The sequence below is a fragment of the Streptomyces avicenniae genome (genome assembly GCF_000719135.1).
Taxonomy (GTDB): domain Bacteria; phylum Actinomycetota; class Actinomycetes; order Streptomycetales; family Streptomycetaceae; genus Streptomyces; species Streptomyces avicenniae.
The window spans coordinates 433,562-452,023 of the sequence record NZ_JOEK01000009.1 but is presented as its reverse complement, the minus strand read 5'-3'; the positions used below and the strand labels follow the sequence as shown (position 1 = coordinate 452,023).

The window sequence follows — 18,462 nt, the reverse complement described above, 5'->3', positions numbered from 1 at the left end:
TCTCGCTTCCTGGACGGGGAGACGCGCGGCCCAGGGCACGGCGCGGGGCCCGCGACGAGGCGGGGGCGGTGGCGCTGGACGGGACGGCGCTTGACGGGGACGGCGCGGGACACGGCTGCGCTGAACGGGGCTGCGCTGGACGGGCTGCGGTGGGCGCGCGGCGCGGAGGGTCCGCGCGAGGCCCGGGGGACGTCACGCGCCGTCCGCTGCGGGGACGGCGGCGTGAAACCTGGGGTCAGCTACAGAGCGAGCCGGCCGAGCGGCGCAGGTCGATCGACAGCCGCCGGTACAAGGACACGCGCTGCGTGGGCGGACAGGGGGCGGGGAGGGCGGACGGGGTGCCCGTGGTCCCGTGCGGGACAGCGGTCATGACGTGCCTCCTCACCCGGAGCGCGGCGGACCCGGCGGATGCCGCCGGGCGGATGACGGGAAGCTAACAAAGCCCCTTCCGGGTTGTCCATGGCCCCCTGGAACGCCGCGCGGACGCCCGCGAAGCCCCCGGAACGGCATGTGCGCCGCTCAGCGGCCCGCCCGCCCCGTCCGGTCCCGAGGTGTGTCCATGCCACAGACACGACATCGCAACATTCGGTGGCCACAGTGGGACCGTGCGTTCGATCGGACGCCCACACGACGCCACACGGCGCCACCCCGGCGGGACGTCCCCCGGGACGGCGCGTCCCCGCGGGGCGGAGCCGGGACACCCCCGGGGCCGCGCGCGTGCCGACGACCACAGGGAGACAGCCACCGCATGAAGCCACCCGCACCCCTCTCCGTGCTCGACCTGGTACCGGTCAGCTCGGGCTCCACGGCCGCGCAGGCCCTCCGCAACACCGCGGAACTGGCGCGCAGGACCGAGGAGTTCGGCTACCGGCGCTACTGGCTGGCGGAGCACCACCTCAACCCGGGCGTCGCCGGTACGACCCCGGCGCTCGTCATCCAGCTCGTCGCCCAGGCCACGCGCACGATCCGGGTCGGCTCAGGCGCCGTGCAGCTCGGGCACCACACGCCGCTCGCCGTCGTGGAGCAGTTCGGCCTGCTCGACGCGCTGTTCCCCGGCCGCATCGACCTCGGGCTCGGCCGCTCCGGCGCCCCGCGCACCGGGCCGGGCGGCGGGCCGCCCCCTCCCGCCGCCCCGCCGGAGCCCGGCCGTCACACGCCCGAGGGCCTGTACATCCCGCCCCGCTTCACCGGCTTCGCCCGCCTGATCCACTCGCCGCGCTTCCGTCTCCAACTCGGCCTGCTCCAGCAGCCGAAGGCCGAGACGCCCGACTACGCGGAGCAGATCGACGACATCCTCGCGCTGTTCGCGGGCACCTACACGGACGGGGAGGCCGAGGCCGTCGCCGTGCCGGGCGCGGGCGCGGACGTCGCGGTCTGGGTCCTCGGCAGCAGCGGCGGGCAGAGCGCCGAGGTCGCGGGGGAGCGGGGGCTGCCGTTCGCCGCCAACTACCACGTCTCGCCGGGGACGGTGCTGGAGGCCGTCGAGGCGTACCGGGCCGCGTTCCGCCCCTCCGCCGCGCTCGCCGAGCCGTACGTGCTGGTGTCGGCCGACGCCGTCGTCGCCCCCGACGACGGCACGGCCCGCGAACTGGCCGCCGGGTACGCGCCCTGGGTGCGCAGCATCCGCAGCGCCGAGGGCGCCATGCCCTTCCCGACGCCGGAGGAGGCGGCCCGCCTGCCGTGGACCGACGAGGAACGCGCGCTGGTCGCCGACCGCGTGGACACGCAGTTCGTGGGCTCGCCGGGGACCGTCGCCAAGGGCCTCGCCACGCTGCGGGACGCGACGGGCGCGGACGAACTGCTCATCACGACCATCACGCACGGCCACGAGGACCGCGTGCGCTCGTACGAACTGCTGGCCCGCGCCTGGGCCGCGACGGCGTGAACTGAACGACCCCGCCCCCGGGGCGGACCGCGCGGGTCCTTCCGGGAGCGGGGCAGGGGTGGTGCGGGGGTGGTGCGGCCGGATCAGCAGTACAGGTTGGCGCCCGGCGTGACGCCGAGGATGCCGGTGAACCGCTGGTAGGTCGTGACGCGGCTCTGCACCTGCGTCGGGTTGCCGCCGTTGCACTCAAGCGAGCCGTTGATGCTGCGGATGGTCTCGCCGAACCCGCGCTGGTTGACCATGGCGTTGTGCGCCGTCATGGTGCCGGGGCCGTTCTGCGTGTTCCAGTACCACAGGGCGGTGCGCCAGGCGACGGCCGAGTCGTTCTGCACGAGCCAGGGGTTGTTGAGCAGGTCGATGCCGAGGGCGTCACCCGCCGCCTTGTAGTTGAAGTTCCAGCTCAGCTGGATCGGGCCGCGCCCGTAGTAGGCGGCCTGACCGGCCGGGCAGCCGTACGACTGGCCCCAGTCGCAGTAGTGCGGGTAGTTGGCCGTGTTCTGCTCCACGATGTGGACCAGACCGCCCGTCTCGTGACTGACGTTCGCGAGGAACGCCGCCGCCTCCTGCCGCGAGATCGTCGCCCCGCCCGTGGTGGCGAACGCCGGGTAGGAGCTGAGGGCGGCGGTCAGGCCGCTGTAGCTGTAGAACGAGTTGCGGCCGGGGAACATCTGGTTGAACTGCGCCTCGGAGACGACGAAGCCGCTCGGGTTCGGGTTGCCGCCGCCCCCGGCGGGCGGGGCGTTCCACTTCTGGTTGGACGCGCCCGTGCAGGTCCAGATCTGGAGGCGTGTGCCGTTCGCCGACGAGGGGCCGGTGACGTCGATGCACTTGTTGGCCTGCGGGTTCACGATGTCGCGCGCGCCGGTGACGCTCCAGCGCTGGTTCGCGGCCCCGGTGCAGTCCCACAGGTGGAGCTGCGCGCCGTTGGCCGTGGAGTTGTTGCTGACGTCGAGACACTTGCCGAGCGCGCGGATGGTGCCGTCCGAGCCGACGTTCCACTGCTGGGCACCGGTGCCGTTGCAGTCGTAGATCTGCACCGGCGTGCCGTTGGCGCTCGACGCGCCCGCCACGTCGATGCACTTGCCCGCGTACCCGCTGATCTGGCCGGTGGCCGCGCTCGCGGGGGACACGGGCAGGACGCTCAGCAGCCCGACGACCAGCGAACCGGCCGCGACGTACCTGACCTTGTGGAGCGCACGTCTCCACAACTTCCTCATGCTCATGACACACCTTTCGCCGGAATCGGGTGCGGGAGTGGCCGATGGGGATGTCTCATGGCTGATTGAAGAAGTGAACACGTCCCCCCGTCAAGAGTATGGTCTGTACCAATCGAACTCCGGCGCGCCCGCCCCGGCGCCGCGTGCGCCCCGCCCCGTGGTCGCGGGTGCGAAGTCCCGCGAACCCCGGCGCGCGCCCTGCCCGTCGGCCGTCGCGGTGTCGGCCGCGCCACCCCCGCTCCCGCATGGCAGGCTGCTCGCAGGATCGGCGCCCCCGTCACCCGACCGACACCGGGGCGCGGCGGGACGGAGGTGGCGCCTCGTGCGCGTGGTGGAGCCGACTGACGCGGCCGTCCGGCGGCTGCTGGCCGTGTGCCGCTGGGAGGGGATCGACCCGGCGGCGGCGCGGGTCGTCGCCGACCTGACGCCAGGACTGTCCGGCGCGACCGTCCTGCGCGTGGACCTCGGCGCTCCCGGCGCCCGGGGCCGGAGCGTCGTGCTCAAGGCGCTCCGCGCCGAGGACGACCGCGGGCCAGGGGCGTTCCGGCGCGGCCCGTCCGGCGCGCGGCGCGAGGCGGACGTCCACCGCGCCGGGATCGTCGCCGTGCTGACGGATGAGGTGGTGACGCCCGACGTGCGCGCCATCGGCACGGTGGACGGCGTGGTGTGCCTGTGGTTCGCGGACGTGACGGACCAGTTGGACGTCCCCTGGGACGTCGCCGCGGCCGTCCGGGCCGTGGAGGCCGTCGCCGGGCTGCACCTCGGCGTCCTGCCGCCAGGGACGCGGGGCGCCGACTGGGCGAGCAGCGAGTACGACGCCTTCCGGCATCATGTCCCGGCCGCCACAAGGCGGGTGAAGGAGGAACTGGCCGGGGCGGACGGCGGGAGGCCGTCCCTCGTCCCGCCGCGCGACGCCGGGCTCGCGCTGCGCCTGCTCGACGGCGCCGAGGACTTCGCCCGTCAACTCGCCGCCGCGCCCACCGGTTTCCAGCATGGCGGCTTCCACACGGACAACGCGGGCCGCGCCCAGGACGGGCGCCTGCTGCTCATCGACTGGGCGCAGGCGGGCGTCGGCCCGCTCGGCGGTGACATCGCCGTCTTCTTGAGCAACTACCAGGCCAGGGGCGGCGATCGCGGCGGGCTGGGCCGCCGTGCGTTCGACGCGCTGATCACCGACGCCTACGGGCGGGCGCTCGCCGCGCGCGGCGCGGACCGGGCGCTGGTGCGCGCGGCCAGGCGCGTCATCGACCTGTGGTCGGTGTCCTGGGGCGTCCAGGTGCGGCTGGGGCCGGGGCTGGCCGCCGCCCGGGACGCCTCCCTCGACCCGGAGGTCAGGGCGTCCGTCGCGCAGGACATCGCCGAAGGGCTCGCGCGGGCGCGCGACGCCGAGGCCAGGCTGACGTCCGCGGGCTGACGTCCCGCGTGCCGTGCGCGGGCGTGCGCGCCCTCCCGTGAATGTCATGCGCATGCCAGAATGACGGCGCGGGCCGCCACGCCCCACCGTGGCGCCGCGTTCCTCCCTCTTCTCTCTTCCCCCCACGCCTCGCACCGAGCGACAGAAGGAGACCCCCACATGAGACGCGGCACCGCTGTGCGCCTCTCCCTGTCCGCCCTGCTGGTCACCGGCGCCCTCGTCGGGACCGGCACCGGCACCGCCACCGCCACCGCCACGGCCCCCGACGCCGCCGTGCAGCCCGCCTCGCCCGGCCTGCTCACCGCGCTCCAGCGCGACCTCGGCCTCACCGAGGACCAGGCCCGCACCCGCCTCGCCCAGGAGACGGCCGCCGCCGCGACCGAACCCGCCGCCCGCCGCGCCGCGGGCGACGCCTTCGGCGGCAGCTGGTTCGACCCGGCGGGCGGCGGCCTCGTCGTCGCGGTCACCGACGCCGCCCGCGCGGCCGACGTCCGCGCCGCCGGGGCCGAGGCCCGGCTCGTCACCCACACCGACGACGAGCTGGACGCGACCCTCGCCGCCCTGGACGGCCTCGGCGCCACGGCGGACGGCGCCCCCGCCGCCGTCGCGAGCTGGCACGTCGATCCGCGCGCCAACAGCGTCGTCGTCACCCTCGTCGCCGGGGCTGAACGCGACGCCGCCACCGAGGACTTCCTCGCGGCGGCGCGCGCGGCCGGGCCCGTCACCGTGGCCGCCGACGCGGCCCCTGCCCCCGAGACCTTCGCGGCCGGGACGGTCGGCGGCGACCCGTACTACACGGGCAACGTCCGCTGCTCCATCGGCTTCTCCGTCCACGGCGGCTTCGTGACGGCCGGGCACTGCGGCGGCGCCGGGCAGCAGGTGTCCGGCTGGGACGGCTCGCTCATCGGCCAGTTCCAGGGCTCGTCCTGGCCCGGCGACGACTACGCGTTCGTCAGCGTCGGCAACGGCTGGTGGACCGAGCCCGTCGTCCTCGGCTGGGGCGCCGCCCCCGACTCCCTCGTGCGCGGTTCGGCCGAGGCGCCCGTCGGCGCGTCGATCTGCCGCTCGGGCTCCACGACCGGCTGGCACTGCGGCACGGTCCTCGGCAAGAACGAGACCGTCAACTACAGCACGGGCGAGACGGTCCACCAGTTGACCAGGACGAGCGTCTGCGCCGAACCCGGCGACTCCGGCGGGTCGTTCATCAGCGGCGACCAGGCCCAGGGCGTCACCTCGGGCGGCTGGGGCAACTGCGCCTCCGGCGGCGAGACCTGGTACCAGCCGGTGAACGAGATCCTGGCCCGCTACGGCCTCACCCTCCACACGGCCTGACCCGCCCCGCCCCGTCCCGTACGGAACCCCCGGGCCGCCGCCTCCTGCACACGCGGCGGCCCGGGCCGTCGGTGAGCGTGTATTCCACGGATTCCGTAATTCGGCACATGACCGTAAGTGCCGCCTTTTCCTTCCCGTGCGACGCTCGATATCCCGTGCGTCCCGGTGGCACCTTCCTTCCCCGTGGCCAGTCGAATTCCCTCGCGTATCGCCGCCGGATGGCCGGAAAAGAGGGGCGGCGGGGCATGGAGTCGGTGATGTCGCCGGGTGCCCCTTTTCCGATACTCATCTCATCAGTAAGCTCATTTTTCCGGAAGATGGGATGAACGTGTATCGGGGGGATACATGCCGATCACCTTGCCCGGCGGCCAGGCCAACGTCGTGGACCGGCCCGGAATCGACGCGCCGGACCATCCCGCCGATTCCTTACGCGCATTCCCGCCGCCCGCCGTGACGGGCTGACCCGTGAGCGGCGTGGGGCGGCGCATCGCCGAGCCCGTCACGGAGATCCTCGTGTCGATCGCCGAGCACGTGCCCCGGGGGCTCGGCGCGGGCCACCGCCGCATCGGTGACCGCACGCGCCAGGCGGCCGACGCGTTCGACGACGCCGAGCGGCGCATCGAGGACAGCGTCCCCATCTACATGGTGGACAACGAGGGCAACGTCCAACGGCTCACCCCCGAGGGCGACTTCGTGCCCGTCGGCGGGGACGACAGGTCGGGCGTCCGCGGCCTGCTGGGCGCGGACGGCCGGGCCACCCCGAAGCGTTCCGGCCACCACAACCTGGCGACCGGGGTGCCGAGCCGTGAGCGACCGCGCGTCGATTCCCGCCCTGTCGTCGCCGGGACCACCGAGCTGGCGCGTGCCACCCAGCGCGCCCGGCTCGCGGCGAACGACCGCGGGGGGAACTACGCCGCGTTCCGCTACCAGGACGGCGACAGCCATTTCATCCTCGTGGGCCGGAGCGGGCCTCAGCAGAGCCTGCACTCGGAACAGAACGCCGGAGTACCCTTCATCGGCGCCATGGAGCGATTAGCGGGCGCTCCGCAGGAGATATACACGGAAAGGGCTCCGTGCACCACGCGTCGCTGTGATGCCTGGCTCGCACAGTACTTCGAGGGGGCCGATGTCACCCACACCTTCGAATACGGGGAGACCAAGGAATCCCGCCGGAAAGGGAACGACGCTCACGCGGAGTACATGGCCCGGCTGTTCAGGGACGATCCGGAAGATCCGTGAAGCCGGTGCGGGGGCGCGCCGCCGACGGTACCGACATGATCACCACTCAGGAGGAACCTCGTGAGTTTCGCCATCCTGCGCGCTGAGCTGGAGTCGGCTTTCGGGACGGGTCGGCTTGTCGCCATTCCGGACGGGCGGCTCAATCCACTGGTCACGCACCCGCAGACGCGGCGTTTCCTTGCCGAGGTGGGACTTCCGGTCGTGGAGGGCTTCGCCTACGAGCCGTTGGAGTACCTGGCGGTGGGCCTGCCGAATGCGGTGGACGGAGATCCGGAGTTCTCCGGGGTGCGGGGTCTGCCGGAGACGGCCGGTCACTGGGTGCTGCTCGGCTACTGCTTCGGTGACCTGATCTACCTCGACGGCGCCACCGGGCTCCTGTGGGAGCTGATCGACGGCACGGTGGTCAACAGCCGTGTCGATCTGTTCACCCGCAGCCTGCTCGTCCTGTTCCGCCGCTGGGACGACTTCGCGGAAGGAGTCCCCAACTCCTTCCGCGACTCCGCCGCCGAGAAGGCCGAGGCCGAGATCCAGGCGGTGGACCGGGACGCGGTGGACCCGGAGCCGCTGGACCAACCCGAACGGTTCTGGAGCCGCATCCTCGAAACCCTCGCCACCTACGGATGACTACGCCCACCCGCGGCTCCCCGCGTCAGGCCCCCGGCTCCGCGTCCCGCGCCAGGTCGCGGACGTACCGGTCGAACAGGCCGCCGTCCAGGCGCCGTACCTGCATGACGTACGAGAAGCCCGCCCGCACCGCCACCGCCGCCGAGCGGGGGTTCGCGGGGTCCACCTGGATCACGCCTTCCGCCGCACCTTCGGCCGCGGCGTACCGGCAGGCCAGCCGTACCGCCCGGGTGGCCAGCCCCCGCCCGCGCCAGGCCGGGTACAGGCCGTACGCGATGTTGACCTGGTCGGAGTCGAGCCCCGGCATGCCGAAGCGCAGGTCGATGGTCCCGGCCAGTACCGGCGGGCTGCCCACCCGCAGCCCGAACGCCCGCAGCGGGCCGCCGCCCGCCCACTGGGCGCCGCAGTACCTGACGTGCTCCTCGGTGGCGGCGCGGTCGCCCGTGCCGCCGTTCAGCCAGCGCACCAGTTCGGCGTCCTCGCCCGCGAGATGGGCGTCCACGTCCTCCGGCACGAGCGGGGACAGGGTGACGTCACCCTCGGTCAGCGTCGGGGAGGCAGGCATACGCAGATGGTCGGGCCCCGGGCGCGCCCCGCGCAAGCGCGGACGCCCGGGGGTGACCTGTCACACGGCGCGCGTGCGGTGCAGCAGCCAGAGGAAGTACGGCGTGCCGATGACGGCCGTCAGCAGCCCTGCGGGCAGCTGGTCGGGCGCGATCACCGTCCGCCCGACGAGGTCGGCCAGCACGACGAGCGTGCCGCCGAGGAGCGCCGCGACGGGGATGACCCACCGGTGGCGCCGCCCCACGAGCGTCCGCGCCGCGTGCGGGGCGACGAGCCCGGCGAACCCGATCATGCCGATGGCGGCGACCGCCGTCCCCGTCAGCACCACGCCGCAGCCCAGCAGGAGCAGCCGCGTGCGCGGCACGCTCAGGCCCAGCAGGCGCGGGGTGTCCTCGTCCAGCGAGATCAGGTCGAGCCGCCGGTGCGCGGCCCAGGCCAGGGGGATGACGACGAGGCAGCTGACGGCGAGCGGCAGCAGGTGCTCGTACGTGCGCCCGTAGGTCGAGCCGGACAGCCAGGTCAGCGCCTTCGTCGCGTTGAACGGGTCGGTGGTGACGACGAGCAGCGTCACCACCGCCGTCGTCATGTAGCTGATGCCGACGCCGACCAGGACCAGCCGGTCGGACGCGAAGCCGCCGCGCGCCGACAGGGAGAAGACGATCCCCGCCGCCACGGCCGCGCCGAGGCCCGCGGCGCCGGTGAGCGCCCAGAAACCGGCGAGGGGCACGTACGTCACCACCACGACGGCGCCGACCGACGCGCCCCCGGCGACGCCGACGATGCTCGGGTCGGCGAGCGGGTTGCGCGTCACCGCCTGGATCGTGGTGCCCGCCACGGCGAGCGCCGCGCCCGCGAGGAGCGCCGCCACGAGCCGTGGCACGCGCGTGCCCATCACGGTGCTGACGAGCGGCCCCGCCTCGCCGCGCGCCCACATCACGAGGTCGCCGAAGAGGAAGGAACGGTCGCCCACCAGCGCCGCCGTCACGAGCACCCCGGCCAGCACGGCGACGATCGCGCCCGTCAGCAGCCCCCGGTGCCTGGCGCCGGTGCCCCGGACCTCAAGTGCCTCGGAGGCGCCGCCGATCGGCGTGGCCCGCAGCCGCATCGCCAGCCCGATCATGAGCGCCCCGCCCAGCAGCGACGTGACGACGCCGGTGGGCACGCGCACGGCGCTCTGCGCCCCGATGGCGGCGCGCAGCAGCACGTCGGCGCCCAGGATGATGACCATGCCGCTCAGCGCCGACAGCGGGATCAGCGCCCGGTGCCGGTGCAGTCCCGGTACGACCGGCACCAGCAGCCGGATCACCGCGGGCGCGGCCAGGCCGACGAAGCCGATGGGCCCGGTCGCGGCGACGGCGGCCGTGGACATGAGCACGGCCACCAGCAGGACGCCGAACTGCGTGCCGCGCACGGGGACGCCGAGGGAGCGCGCCTCGTCGTCGCCCAGCGCCATCACGTCGAGCCGCCTGCCGAGCAGCAGCAGGACGGCGATGCAGGCGAGGATCGCCGGGGCCATCAGCCGCATGGTGCCCAGGCCGTTCTGGCTGAGCGAGCCGGACGCCCACGCGTACAGGCCGGTGCCCTCGGTCGGGTAGAGGATCAGCAGCGAGGTCGTGACGGACGACAGGGCGAGCGAGACGGCCGTGCCGCCGAGGACGAGCCGCACCGTGCCGTACTCGTTGCCGGTGAGCAGCAGGACGACGGCCGCGGCCACGAGCCCGCCGCCGAACGCGAGGGCGACGTCGCCGAAGTAGGGGAGGGACAGGCCGGTGGCGGCGCCGACGACGAGCGCGAGATGCGCGCCGTTGTTGACGGCGAGGACGTCGGGCGAGGCCACCGGGTTCCGCGAGATCGACTGGAGCACGCACCCGGCGGCGCCGAGCGCGGCCCCGACCGTGAGCCCGGCGACGAGCCGGGGGATGCGGGACTCGACGACGACGGCCGTCTCCAGCCCGAAGTCACGCCCCAGCAGCCAGGACACGAGGTCGCCGAGGCCGACGGCGGCGGTGCCCTGCGCGAGGTGCGCCGCCGACAGGAGGGCCAGGGCGGCGAGGAGGACCGCGGCGAGGGCCGCCAGCCGCCCGGCCGAGGCGGGTGCCTCGGCCGGGGGAGCGGTGGCGGGCCCGGCGGGCCGCCGGGTGAGCGTGCCGATGCTCATCGCGAGGTCAGCTCGCGGCGTCCACGACCGCGTCGATGAACTGCGTCATCGAGGCGGGGCCGCCGAACATCCAGATGGAGTCCGGGAGCCTGACCGCGTCCGCGGAGAAGGGCAGGGAGGCCCACACGGAGTTGTCGGGCAGCGTCTCGGAGAACGGGTCGGCCTCGCTGTCGTTGCCGATGTACCAGAACGCGGTGTCCTCGGGCAGCGCCGTCAGCCCCTCCACGTCGGTCTGGCCGAGGCCGTAGACCGGGTCGAACTCCAGGCCCTCCACGCTGCTCCACGCGTCGGTGAAGCCGAGTTCCGCCAGCACGCCGCCGATGAGCGAGCCGGGGCCGAACGGGCGTATGGAGACCGTCTCGCCCGTCTGGTAGCCGTCGGCGAAGGCCACGGTGCCGCCCTCGACACCGGCCTCGGCGAGCGCGGTGCGCCCGTTCGCCACGGCCTCGTCGAACGCCGCGCGCATCCCGACCGCGCGGTCCTCGGTGCCGGTGGCGCGCGCCACGAGGTCGAGGTTGTCGAACATGGTCCCGATCGGGTCCGCCACGTCACCGCCGGGCACGACGATGACGGGGACGTCCTCCTCGATCTGCTCCAGCGCGCCATCGACCATCTCGTCGGTGGCGAACACGGCGTCGAGGTCGAGCGTCGCGAGGGTGTCCATGCTGGGCTCGCCGCGCGTGCCGATGTCGGTGACGCCGTCGTCCAGCGTGACCGCGCTGTCCCAGGTCTCGAAGCCCTCCACGTCGGAGACGCCGACGGGCTGGACGCCGAGCGAGACCAGGTACTCCACGACGTTCCACTCGGTGCCCGCGACGCGGACCGCCGGGCCGTCGAGGGTGATCTCCTCACCCCGGGCGTCGGTGAGCGTGATGGACTCGCCGGACGACGCCGCGGGGGCGGACTCCTCGTCCTCGGCCGGGTCCTCGGTGGTGCCGCAGGCGGTGAGCGCGGCGAGCGCGAGCAGCGTGGCGAGCGCGGGGGCGGCGCGGTGTCTCAAGGGGTGTTCCTTTCAGGGGTGTTACGGGTCCGGGGCTGACGCAGGCGGCCGTGGTGCCTGGCGCGTGGCCTGGCGTGGACGAGCCCCGAGTCGGGGTCGCGGTGGACATCGACGTCGATGCCGTACGCCGCGGTGAGCAGGCTCGCGGTCATGACCTCGGCGGGCGTGCCGGTGGCGGCGATCCGGCCGCCGACCAGCAGCACGATGTCGTCGGCGACCGCGGCGGCCTGGTCGAGGTCGTGCAGGACGAGGCCGACGGCGATGCCGTGCGCGTCGGCCAGGTCGCGGACGATGTCGAGGAGTTCGACCTGGTAGCGCAGGTCGAGGAAGGTGGTCGGCTCGTCGAGCAGCAGGACGGGCGTGTCCTGCGCGAGGCAGCTCGCGAGCCACACGCGCTGGAGCTGCCCGCCGGAGAGGCTGTCCACGGGGCGCGGCGCGAGGTCGGTGACGCCGGTCATCTCCATGACGCGCCGCACGACCTCGGGCCCCTCGGTGTCCCCCGGCCCCCAGCGCGGACGGTACGGGTGGCGGCCGTACTCGACCACCTCGCGCACGGTCACGCCGCCGGGGGTGGGGCGTGCCTGTGACAGCAGGGTGAGACGGCGCGCGAGTTCCTTGGGCGCGAGATCGCGGACGGCCGTCCCGCCGCCGAGGTCGATCCGTCCCGCCGTGGCGGGGTGGAGGGCGGCCATGGTGCGCAGCAGCGTGGACTTGCCGCTGCCGTTGGGGCCTATGAGGGCGGTCACGCGTCCGGCGGTCAGCCGGACCGACGCGTCGTGCACGACGTCCGTGCCGCGGTAGCCCGCCCGGACGCCGTCCGCGCGCATCGCCGCCGACGCGGCGGACGCTGAGTTCACTGTCACGGGGACTAAGGTAAGGCATGCCTAAGCTGTTTTTTCACCCACCCCTGAACCGAGACCGACCGGAGATGTCCCCGGTACGCGGGGACGTGCCGAGCGGGCCGTCAACGGGGGTGCGTGGAAGCCTGGTTCACCACACGAGGGCACGCGCCGCCGTGCAGTGACCACACTCCGGTCCCCACGCCGGGTACGGGCCCGGCGCCCCCGCCCGTCACCGGTCCCGCGCGCTGCCGCGGCCTCTCCGTCGTCAAGCGGTGTTGGCCCGTCCGATGTGCTCGACCGCCAGGATCAGCGGGTTCCGGCTGACGATGCGGTAGAGCACGCGGTAGAGGCCGACGTGGATGCGGAACTCATCGCCTCCGTACGAGTGCGCCCCGGCGGGCTGCGGGTTCTTCGCCAGAAGGTTGATGCTGTCGAGCAACAGGTCGGCGCCCCGGGGATCGTCCTTCTGGAACCGGGCGAACGAACGCTTCGCCGGGTCGGCCCACTGCACCGCGCTCATGCGCCGCCCCTGAGTTCTTTCATGAAGTCCTCGTGCGACGTGAGTTCCTTGCCGTCGCGCCGGTCGATCTCGTTGCGCGCGAGGGAGAGGTTCTCCTCCAGGTCCTCCAGCTTCGGCAGGCTGATGACGACGGCGACGATCCGGCCGTCCGAGTCCGTCAGGGCGATCTCCTCGCGGGAGTCGGCCACGCGCCGGGCGACGGCCTGCAACTGCTCACCGGCGTCGGGGATCGGCATGGCGTCCCAGGGGCCGAGCCTCACCAATCCGCGCAACGGAGTGTATTCATCCATGCACGGAGGTTATCCGAGCGTGGGGACGGCGAGCGCCGGGCGTCAACCGCGCTGCACCGCACGGCTGTTCGTCATAGGGTCGCCTCATGGGTGCGGACGGCACGACACACGGGCTCACGGACCGCGCCGCGCTGGAGCGCGTGCTCACGGCGGTGCTCGACCGGATCGGCCGGGCCGCCCCACGGTTCGACATGCGGCTGGTCGGCACCGGCGCGGCCCTGGCGCAGGGCGTCCGCACGTCCGCCGGTGACGTGGACGTCCTGGTGGCCGACCGGAGCGACGTGGACGTGGCCGCCGCCGCGCTGTCCGGCCTCCCCTGCCCGGCCCCGCCGGTCTGGCTGCCGGACGCCCGGCAGTACTTCACCCGGTTCGAGGTGCAGGGAATCGCCGTGGAGTTCAGCACCGTCGAGGGCCCGACGGACATCGACACCGCCGAATGCGCCGGGCCCGGCCCGTGGAAGCACTCCGTGCCCGTGCCCCTCGGGCAGCACGTCGTCCAGGCGGTCCGCCTGGAACTCCGGCTGGTGACCGAGATCGTCCGCGACCGCCCCGACCGGCGCGCGCCGCTGCTGGAACACCTCCGCTCGCACGGCGCGGACCTCCCCCTCCTCCGCCAGGCCCTGGCCGACCACGGCGTGGACCCGGCGCTGCGCGAGCGCGTCCTCGACCGGCTGACGTGACCGATCAGGCCCGCGTGCCGTCGTCAGGCCCCGCGCCCAGCGCCCCCACGGCGCACGCCACAGCCGCCAGCGCGGCGGCGCCCCACAGCAGGGGCGTGACGCCCGCCGCCTCCACGACCGTGCCGCCGAGGAAGGCGCCCAGGGCGATGGCGCCGGTGAACACCCCCACGTAGATCCCCGAGACCTGCTCGACCCGGCGCGGCGCGGCCCGCGTCATCCAGATCTGCCCCGCCACCGACAGCCCGCCGTACGCCAGACCCCACAGCGCGACACCGGCCACCGTGACCCGGGCGACGCTCCCGAAGGACGCGAGCAGCACGAGGGCCGCGCAGACGCCCGCCGCCAGGCCCAGCACCGTACGGCGGGCGCGGCGCGCGGCGAGGGCACCGGCGGCGAAGTTGCCGACCAGCCCGCAGAGTCCGTAGACCAGCAGGACCAGGGCCACCGTCCCCGCCGACATCCCGGCGCGCTCTTCGAGGACGGGCCGCACGTACGTGTAGGCGCCGAAGTGCGCGGTGACGAGGAAGGCCACCAGCGTGAGCCCGACGGCCACCGGCGCGGTGCGCAGCAGCGGTTCACGCGCCTCCCGGCCCACCCCGCCGTCCCCGCCGTCCGGCGCAGCCGGTCGGGGCAGACGCGGCAGCGCCGCGCGCAGCCCGGCGGCGAGCGCCACGGCCGCGACGGACAGCGTCACGAACGCCGCGCGCCAGCCGAACCCGTTGCTGACCAGCGTGCCCAGCGGCACACCCGCGACCGAGGCCGCCGCGACGCCGCCGATCGTCACGGACACCGCCAGCGCGGCGTCACGCGGCGCCACGAGCCGCGTCGCCACGGCGGCCGACAGCCCCCACACCACCCCCATCCCGACCCCGAGGACGATCCGCGCGACGACCAGCAGGCCGAATCCTTGCGCCACGGCGGTCAGGACGTTGCCCGCCGCAAGCACCACCATGGCGACGGCCAGCACCGTCCGCCGGTCGAACGCCCCCAGGAGCCGCGGCACCGCGGGCGCGGTGACGGCGGTCACGACCCCCGTGATGCCCAGGCTGAAGCCCGCCGTGCCCGGCGAGATCCCGAGCCCGTCGGCCATCGGGGTCAGCACGCCGACCGGCAGCATCTCGGACGTCACGACCACGAACGTGCTGAGCGCGAGCGTCGCGACCGCCGTCCATCGCCGCGCCGTGGTGCGCGCCGCGCGGGCGGCGCCGTGGTCTTCCTGCGTCGGGGTGCTCATGGGTCCAACCCAACAGCCGGCCCTGGCCCGGGAACAACGACGAACTTCTCACGGTTCGATGAGCTGGACTGATCGACGGGCGGCGCCGGGAGGACCGATGAACCAGATCCACGTCCAGGAGATCGAGTGCCTGCTCGCCCTGGCCGAGGAGCTGCACTTCGGCCGGACGGCCGCCCGGCTCGGCTGTTCGCAGAGCCGCGTCAGCCAGCTCGTCAGCTCGCTCGAACGCCGCGTCGGCGTCCGGCTCGTCGAGCGCACCAGCCGGAGCGTGGCGCTCAGCCGGTTCGGCGCCCAGTTCGTCGGCGAGGTGCGCCCGGCGTACGAGACGCTGTCCACGGTCCTCGCCCAGGCGCGTGAACGGGCGGGCCGCGGCGCCCTGCTCCAGCTGCGCGTCGGCTTCCACGGGAGCGTCTACGAGGAGGTCGCGGAGGCGTTCCGCCGCCTGCGGCAGGACCACGACGTGACGTCGGCCATGAGCGAGATCCCGCTCGGCTCGCCCTTCTCGGCCGTGCTCGACGGCCGGATCGACGCCGCCGTGGCCGAACTGCCCGTCAGGGAACCGGAGCTGACGGTCGGCTTCCGCTTCCCGCCGCAGGACCGGCTGCTGGCCCTCGCCTCCACACACCCCCTGGCCGCCCCTGGCCACGTGCACGTCGAGCAGCTGGCGAGCCTGGACCTCGTGCACCCGGTCGGCGACGCCCCGGACTACTGGATGGCCGCGCGGGTGCCCAGGAGCACGCCGGGCGGCGCGGTCATCCGGTCCACCGCCGGGATCACGACCGTGCAGGAGGGGCTCGCCCTCGTGGCGGCGGGCGGGCACGGCATGCTGGTGTGCCGTCCGCTGGCCGAGCGCGCCCTGCGCAGCGACGTGGACTACCTCGCGGTGCGCGGCCTCGACGAGCCGTCCCGGCTCGGCCTCGTCTGGCGGACCGACCGCGCCACGCCCCAACTCGCCCTGCTCGCGCGGTTCCTGGACGAGGAGTTCCGTCGCACGCCGAGACCCGCGCCGCCGCGCGCGCCCGTCCCCGCGATCCCCGCCCGCCCTGCCTACCGCGCGTGATCCCGCGCCAGGGCCGCCGCCTCCCCGCGCGAGCCGACGGACAGCTTCTCCAGGATGTTCCGCACATGGAACTTCACCGTGTGCTCGCTGATGCCCAGCTCCTCGGCGATCCGCCGGTTGCGGTGCCCGCGCGTCAGGTGGTCGAGCACCTGTGACTCGCGCGGATTGAGCGCGTCCAAGGGATGGACGGGCAGCGGCGCCGACGCGCCCAGCGGCAGCGTCGCCGTGACCGTGCTGCCCCAGCCACGGGCCGCGTCCACCGCCAGCGTCCCGCCGAGCGCGCCCACCCGGTCCGCCAGGCGGTGCACGGCCAGCGCGTCGGGGGCGAGCGTGCCGGGGCCGTCGTCCCGCAGATCGACGCGGAGCCGGTCGCCGCCGGTGTGCCACGCCACGCGGACGCGCCGCACGCCGTCCTGCTCCAGCATCACCAGCACCACCCCCCGTGCCACCGCACGCGCGGCGTGCGCGACGTCGCCCGGCAGCGCACGTCCCTCCTGCTCCGGCGGCACCAACTCCAGCACCGCGCCGCTGTGCCGGACGAGCGCGCGCAGCCGCTCGGTGAGCCGCGCGAACGCCTCTCCCGCCGTCTCCTCGCTCAGCACCCGGTCCAGCCCGCCCGCCGCGCGCAGCTCCACCAGCGCCGAGACGGCGAGGTCGGTGGCCGCGCTCCTGGCCGCGGCGTCGTCCAGCGCGCGGGAGCGCAGCGCGCCGAGGATCGCGGTGAGGGCGGCCGAGTGCGCGTCGGTCAACTCGGCGAGGACGCGGGCACGTTCCCCGGCCGCGACACGGCTCCCCGCGAGCGGCTCCGGGTGGGCGTGGGCGGCGTACCCGGACAGGTGCAGGCACGTCAGGTCCCACAACTGCTGGACGTGCCGCCGCACCGCCTCCGTCAGGGCCGCGTCGTCCTCGGGGACGACGACGAGCAGCGCACCGGACGCCCCGGGGGGCGCCGACGCGGCGCCCAGCACCGGCCGCACGGCACCGGCGAACACCGCGGGCCCCGCGAAAGGGGCACCGACCCTCACCGAGCCCGCGATCCGCGCGAGTTCGGCGCTCGACACCCGCCCGGCCAGGGACGGTTCGCCGTGCGTGCGCATCGGGGAGCGCGCGCAGTCACCGGTGAGGGTGGCGAGCGCGCGGTGGGGCAGCGTCTCGGCCAGCACGTCGGACAGACGCCCCAGCGTCGCGCCCGGCGTGGCCCGCAGGAGCGTGAGGGCCGACGCCAGGGTGTGCGCCGGATCCGACCCGTGGCGGAGGTCCATGGCGGCGATCCTACGGCGCACGGCCCGCCCCCTGCCCTGTCCTTCCGGGCGGGTCACGCCGCTCGGAAGAGCAGTCCGCCGAGGAGGGCGCGGCAGGGAGGCTGGGACGCGAACCGCCCGTCCCCCGTGAGGAGATCAGACGCGATGAAGGCCCTCGTCGCCCCGTCGTACGGCCCCCTGGAACAGCTCGTCGTCACCGACGTGCCGACCCCCGTCCCCGGCCCGCGCGAGATCCTGATCCGCGTCGAGGCCGCCGCGCTCAACCCGCTCGACGCGGCGCTCGTCGTCGGCGCGATGCGTGACGTGTTCCCCGTCGCGCACCCGTTCGTCGTGGGGATGGACGCCTCGGGCGTCGTGGCGGCGGTCGGCGCGGACGTCACCGGCTACGCGGCCGGGGATCCGGTCCTCGCCCACACGCACTTCCACCCCGGCACCCTCGCCGAGTACACGACGGTCGCCGAGGGCCCCGCCGTCGCCCGGCGCCCCGCGGGCCTCGACCCCGCGCGCGCCGCCGCGCTCGTCTCCACCGCGCTCACCGGCGAGTGCGTCGTGGACGCGCTGGGGCCGGGCGCGGGACGGACCGTGCTGGTCATCGGCGCCACCGGCGGAGTCGGCTCGTTCACCGTGCAGTTGGCGTCCCGCGCCGGGCTGCGCGTCCTCGCCACGGCCCGGCCGGACGACGCGGCCTACGCGCGCGCCCTCGGCGCGGCCGAGGTCATCGACCACACCGCCACGGACACCGTGCGCGAGGCGCTGCGCCTGGCGCCGCAGGGCGTGGACGCCGTCGTCGATCTGGTCAACCGCGACCGGGCGCTCGCCGGTTCCGCGGTCGCGGTCCGACCGGCGGGACGCCTGGTGTCCACCCTGACCGGGCCGGACGAGTTCCCCGTCGGCGTCGGCGCGACGTACGTGCGGATGGCCGTCCGCGAGGGCCGCCTCCAGGCACTCGCCGAGCGCGTCGCCACGGGCGACCTGACCGTCGAGGTGACGGCCACCTACGCGCTCGCCGACGCGCCGAAGGCCCTGGCCGAGTTCGCCGCCGGACGCCACACGCGCGGCAAGGTCGTCGTGACGGTCTGACCCGCGCCCACGAGCCGGTGTCCCCGGCGGCGGCGACCCCGAACCGCCGCCGGGGACACCA

At 74.7% G+C, this 18,462-nt stretch carries 17 protein-coding genes; 8 read left to right on the top strand and 9 right to left on the bottom strand.

Going from position 1 to position 18,462, the window contains the following annotated elements; all coding sequences use genetic code 11:
• Positions 1–748 precede the first annotated feature (748 nt).
• Entirely contained in the window at positions 749–1,885 is a 1,137-nt protein-coding gene (locus IF27_RS17005) for an LLM class flavin-dependent oxidoreductase (protein ID WP_052850431.1), read from the top strand.
• A gap of 83 nt (positions 1,886–1,968) precedes the next feature.
• Here the strand turns inward: IF27_RS17005 and IF27_RS17000 are convergent, their stop codons facing one another.
• A complete protein-coding gene (locus IF27_RS17000) occupies positions 1,969–3,102 on the bottom strand; it encodes a lectin (protein ID WP_052850675.1) in 1,134 nt (377 codons plus the stop codon).
• 328 nt (positions 3,103–3,430) lie between these two features.
• On the opposite strand from IF27_RS17000, the gene IF27_RS16995 reads away from it, so the two are divergent.
• The 4 genes from IF27_RS16995 (at position 3,431) to IF27_RS16980 (ending at position 7,711) form a co-directional block, all read left to right on the top strand.
• Positions 3,431–4,516: a phosphotransferase family protein gene (locus IF27_RS16995; RefSeq protein WP_190232998.1), complete on the top strand. Its 1,086-nt coding sequence runs from the start codon at positions 3,431–3,433 to the stop codon at positions 4,514–4,516.
• 159 nt (positions 4,517–4,675) lie between these two features.
• Entirely contained in the window at positions 4,676–5,848 is a 1,173-nt protein-coding gene (locus tag IF27_RS16990) for a S1 family peptidase (protein ID WP_052850429.1), read from the top strand.
• Positions 5,849–6,313: 465 nt separating this feature from the next.
• A complete protein-coding gene (locus tag IF27_RS16985) occupies positions 6,314–7,087 on the top strand; it encodes a nucleic acid/nucleotide deaminase domain-containing protein (RefSeq protein ID WP_052850428.1) in 774 nt (257 codons plus the stop codon).
• Positions 7,088–7,147: 60 nt separating this feature from the next.
• Entirely contained in the window at positions 7,148–7,711 is a 564-nt protein-coding gene (locus tag IF27_RS16980; protein WP_052850427.1) for an SUKH-4 family immunity protein, read from the top strand.
• Positions 7,712–7,736: 25 nt separating this feature from the next.
• Here IF27_RS16980 and IF27_RS16975 read toward each other — a convergent pair whose 3' ends face one another.
• From IF27_RS16975 to IF27_RS16950, 6 genes are all read right to left on the bottom strand, one after another.
• Positions 7,737–8,276 carry a GNAT family N-acetyltransferase gene (locus IF27_RS16975; protein WP_052850426.1) on the bottom strand — a complete coding sequence of 180 codons (540 nt, stop codon included), beginning with the start codon at positions 8,274–8,276 and terminating at the stop codon, positions 7,737–7,739.
• A 60-nt stretch (positions 8,277–8,336) separates the two neighbouring features.
• Entirely contained in the window at positions 8,337–10,433 is a 2,097-nt protein-coding gene (locus IF27_RS16970; protein WP_052850425.1) for an iron ABC transporter permease, read from the bottom strand.
• 7 nt (positions 10,434–10,440) lie between these two features.
• Positions 10,441–11,433: an ABC transporter substrate-binding protein gene (locus IF27_RS16965; protein ID WP_052850424.1), complete on the bottom strand. Its 993-nt coding sequence runs from the start codon at positions 11,431–11,433 to the stop codon at positions 10,441–10,443.
• Positions 11,430–12,296, bottom strand: a complete 867-nt coding sequence (locus IF27_RS16960; protein ID WP_420822019.1) for an ABC transporter ATP-binding protein — start codon at positions 12,294–12,296, stop codon at positions 11,430–11,432. Before IF27_RS16960 ends, IF27_RS16965 begins: the two co-directional genes overlap by 4 nt.
• Before the next feature lie 244 nt (positions 12,297–12,540).
• Positions 12,541–12,795 carry a type II toxin-antitoxin system RelE family toxin gene (locus tag IF27_RS16955; RefSeq protein WP_052850422.1) on the bottom strand — a complete coding sequence of 85 codons (255 nt, stop codon included), beginning with the start codon at positions 12,793–12,795 and terminating at the stop codon, positions 12,541–12,543.
• The gene (locus IF27_RS16950) at positions 12,792–13,085 is read right to left on the bottom strand and encodes a hypothetical protein (protein ID WP_190232997.1); all 294 of its coding nucleotides are present in this window, start codon (positions 13,083–13,085) and stop codon (positions 12,792–12,794) included. The genes IF27_RS16955 and IF27_RS16950 overlap by 4 nt, the downstream gene beginning before the upstream one ends.
• Positions 13,086–13,171: 86 nt before the next feature.
• Between IF27_RS16950 and IF27_RS16945 the strand changes: the two genes are divergently transcribed.
• Positions 13,172–13,765: a hypothetical protein gene (locus IF27_RS16945; RefSeq protein WP_052850420.1), complete on the top strand. Its 594-nt coding sequence runs from the start codon at positions 13,172–13,174 to the stop codon at positions 13,763–13,765.
• A gap of 4 nt (positions 13,766–13,769) precedes the next feature.
• Here IF27_RS16945 and IF27_RS16940 read toward each other — a convergent pair whose 3' ends face one another.
• The gene (locus IF27_RS16940; protein ID WP_052850419.1) at positions 13,770–14,999 is read right to left on the bottom strand and encodes an MFS transporter; all 1,230 of its coding nucleotides are present in this window, start codon (positions 14,997–14,999) and stop codon (positions 13,770–13,772) included.
• A gap of 97 nt (positions 15,000–15,096) precedes the next feature.
• On the opposite strand from IF27_RS16940, the gene IF27_RS16935 reads away from it, so the two are divergent.
• The gene (locus IF27_RS16935) at positions 15,097–16,059 is read left to right on the top strand and encodes a LysR family transcriptional regulator (RefSeq protein WP_110945980.1); all 963 of its coding nucleotides are present in this window, start codon (positions 15,097–15,099) and stop codon (positions 16,057–16,059) included.
• Here IF27_RS16935 and IF27_RS16930 read toward each other — a convergent pair.
• Positions 16,047–17,321: a helix-turn-helix transcriptional regulator gene (locus IF27_RS16930; protein ID WP_052850418.1), complete on the bottom strand. Its 1,275-nt coding sequence runs from the start codon at positions 17,319–17,321 to the stop codon at positions 16,047–16,049. The genes IF27_RS16935 and IF27_RS16930 overlap by 13 nt on opposite strands.
• Positions 17,322–17,465: 144 nt before the next feature.
• Here IF27_RS16930 and IF27_RS16925 point away from each other — a divergent pair, with 144 nt between their 5' ends.
• Positions 17,466–18,401, top strand: a complete 936-nt coding sequence (locus IF27_RS16925; protein ID WP_052850417.1) for an NADP-dependent oxidoreductase — start codon at positions 17,466–17,468, stop codon at positions 18,399–18,401.
• Positions 18,402–18,462 lie beyond the last annotated feature (61 nt).

Excerpts from the sequence above, each read along its gene's own strand:
- IF27_RS17005 (WP_052850431.1), top strand. The coding sequence starts at position 749 with ATGAAGCCACCCGCACCCCTCTCCGTGCTCGACCTGGTACCGGTCAGC.
- IF27_RS17000 (WP_052850675.1), bottom strand. The coding sequence starts at position 3,102 with ATGAGGAAGTTGTGGAGACGTGCGCTCCACAAGGTCAGGTACGTCGCG.
- IF27_RS16990 (WP_052850429.1), top strand. The coding sequence starts at position 4,676 with ATGAGACGCGGCACCGCTGTGCGCCTCTCCCTGTCCGCCCTGCTGGTC.
- IF27_RS16975 (WP_052850426.1), bottom strand. The coding sequence starts at position 8,276 with ATGCCTGCCTCCCCGACGCTGACCGAGGGTGACGTCACCCTGTCCCCG.
- IF27_RS16970 (WP_052850425.1), bottom strand. The coding sequence starts at position 10,433 with ATGAGCATCGGCACGCTCACCCGGCGGCCCGCCGGGCCCGCCACCGCT.
- IF27_RS16955 (WP_052850422.1), bottom strand. The coding sequence starts at position 12,795 with ATGAGCGCGGTGCAGTGGGCCGACCCGGCGAAGCGTTCGTTCGCCCGG.
- IF27_RS16950 (WP_190232997.1), bottom strand. The coding sequence starts at position 13,085 with ATGGATGAATACACTCCGTTGCGCGGATTGGTGAGGCTCGGCCCCTGG.
- IF27_RS16945 (WP_052850420.1), top strand. The coding sequence starts at position 13,172 with ATGGGTGCGGACGGCACGACACACGGGCTCACGGACCGCGCCGCGCTG.
- IF27_RS16940 (WP_052850419.1), bottom strand. The coding sequence starts at position 14,999 with ATGAGCACCCCGACGCAGGAAGACCACGGCGCCGCCCGCGCGGCGCGC.
- IF27_RS16935 (WP_110945980.1), top strand. The coding sequence starts at position 15,097 with ATGAACCAGATCCACGTCCAGGAGATCGAGTGCCTGCTCGCCCTGGCC.
- IF27_RS16930 (WP_052850418.1), bottom strand. The coding sequence starts at position 17,321 with ATGGACCTCCGCCACGGGTCGGATCCGGCGCACACCCTGGCGTCGGCC.
- IF27_RS16925 (WP_052850417.1), top strand. The coding sequence starts at position 17,466 with ATGAAGGCCCTCGTCGCCCCGTCGTACGGCCCCCTGGAACAGCTCGTC.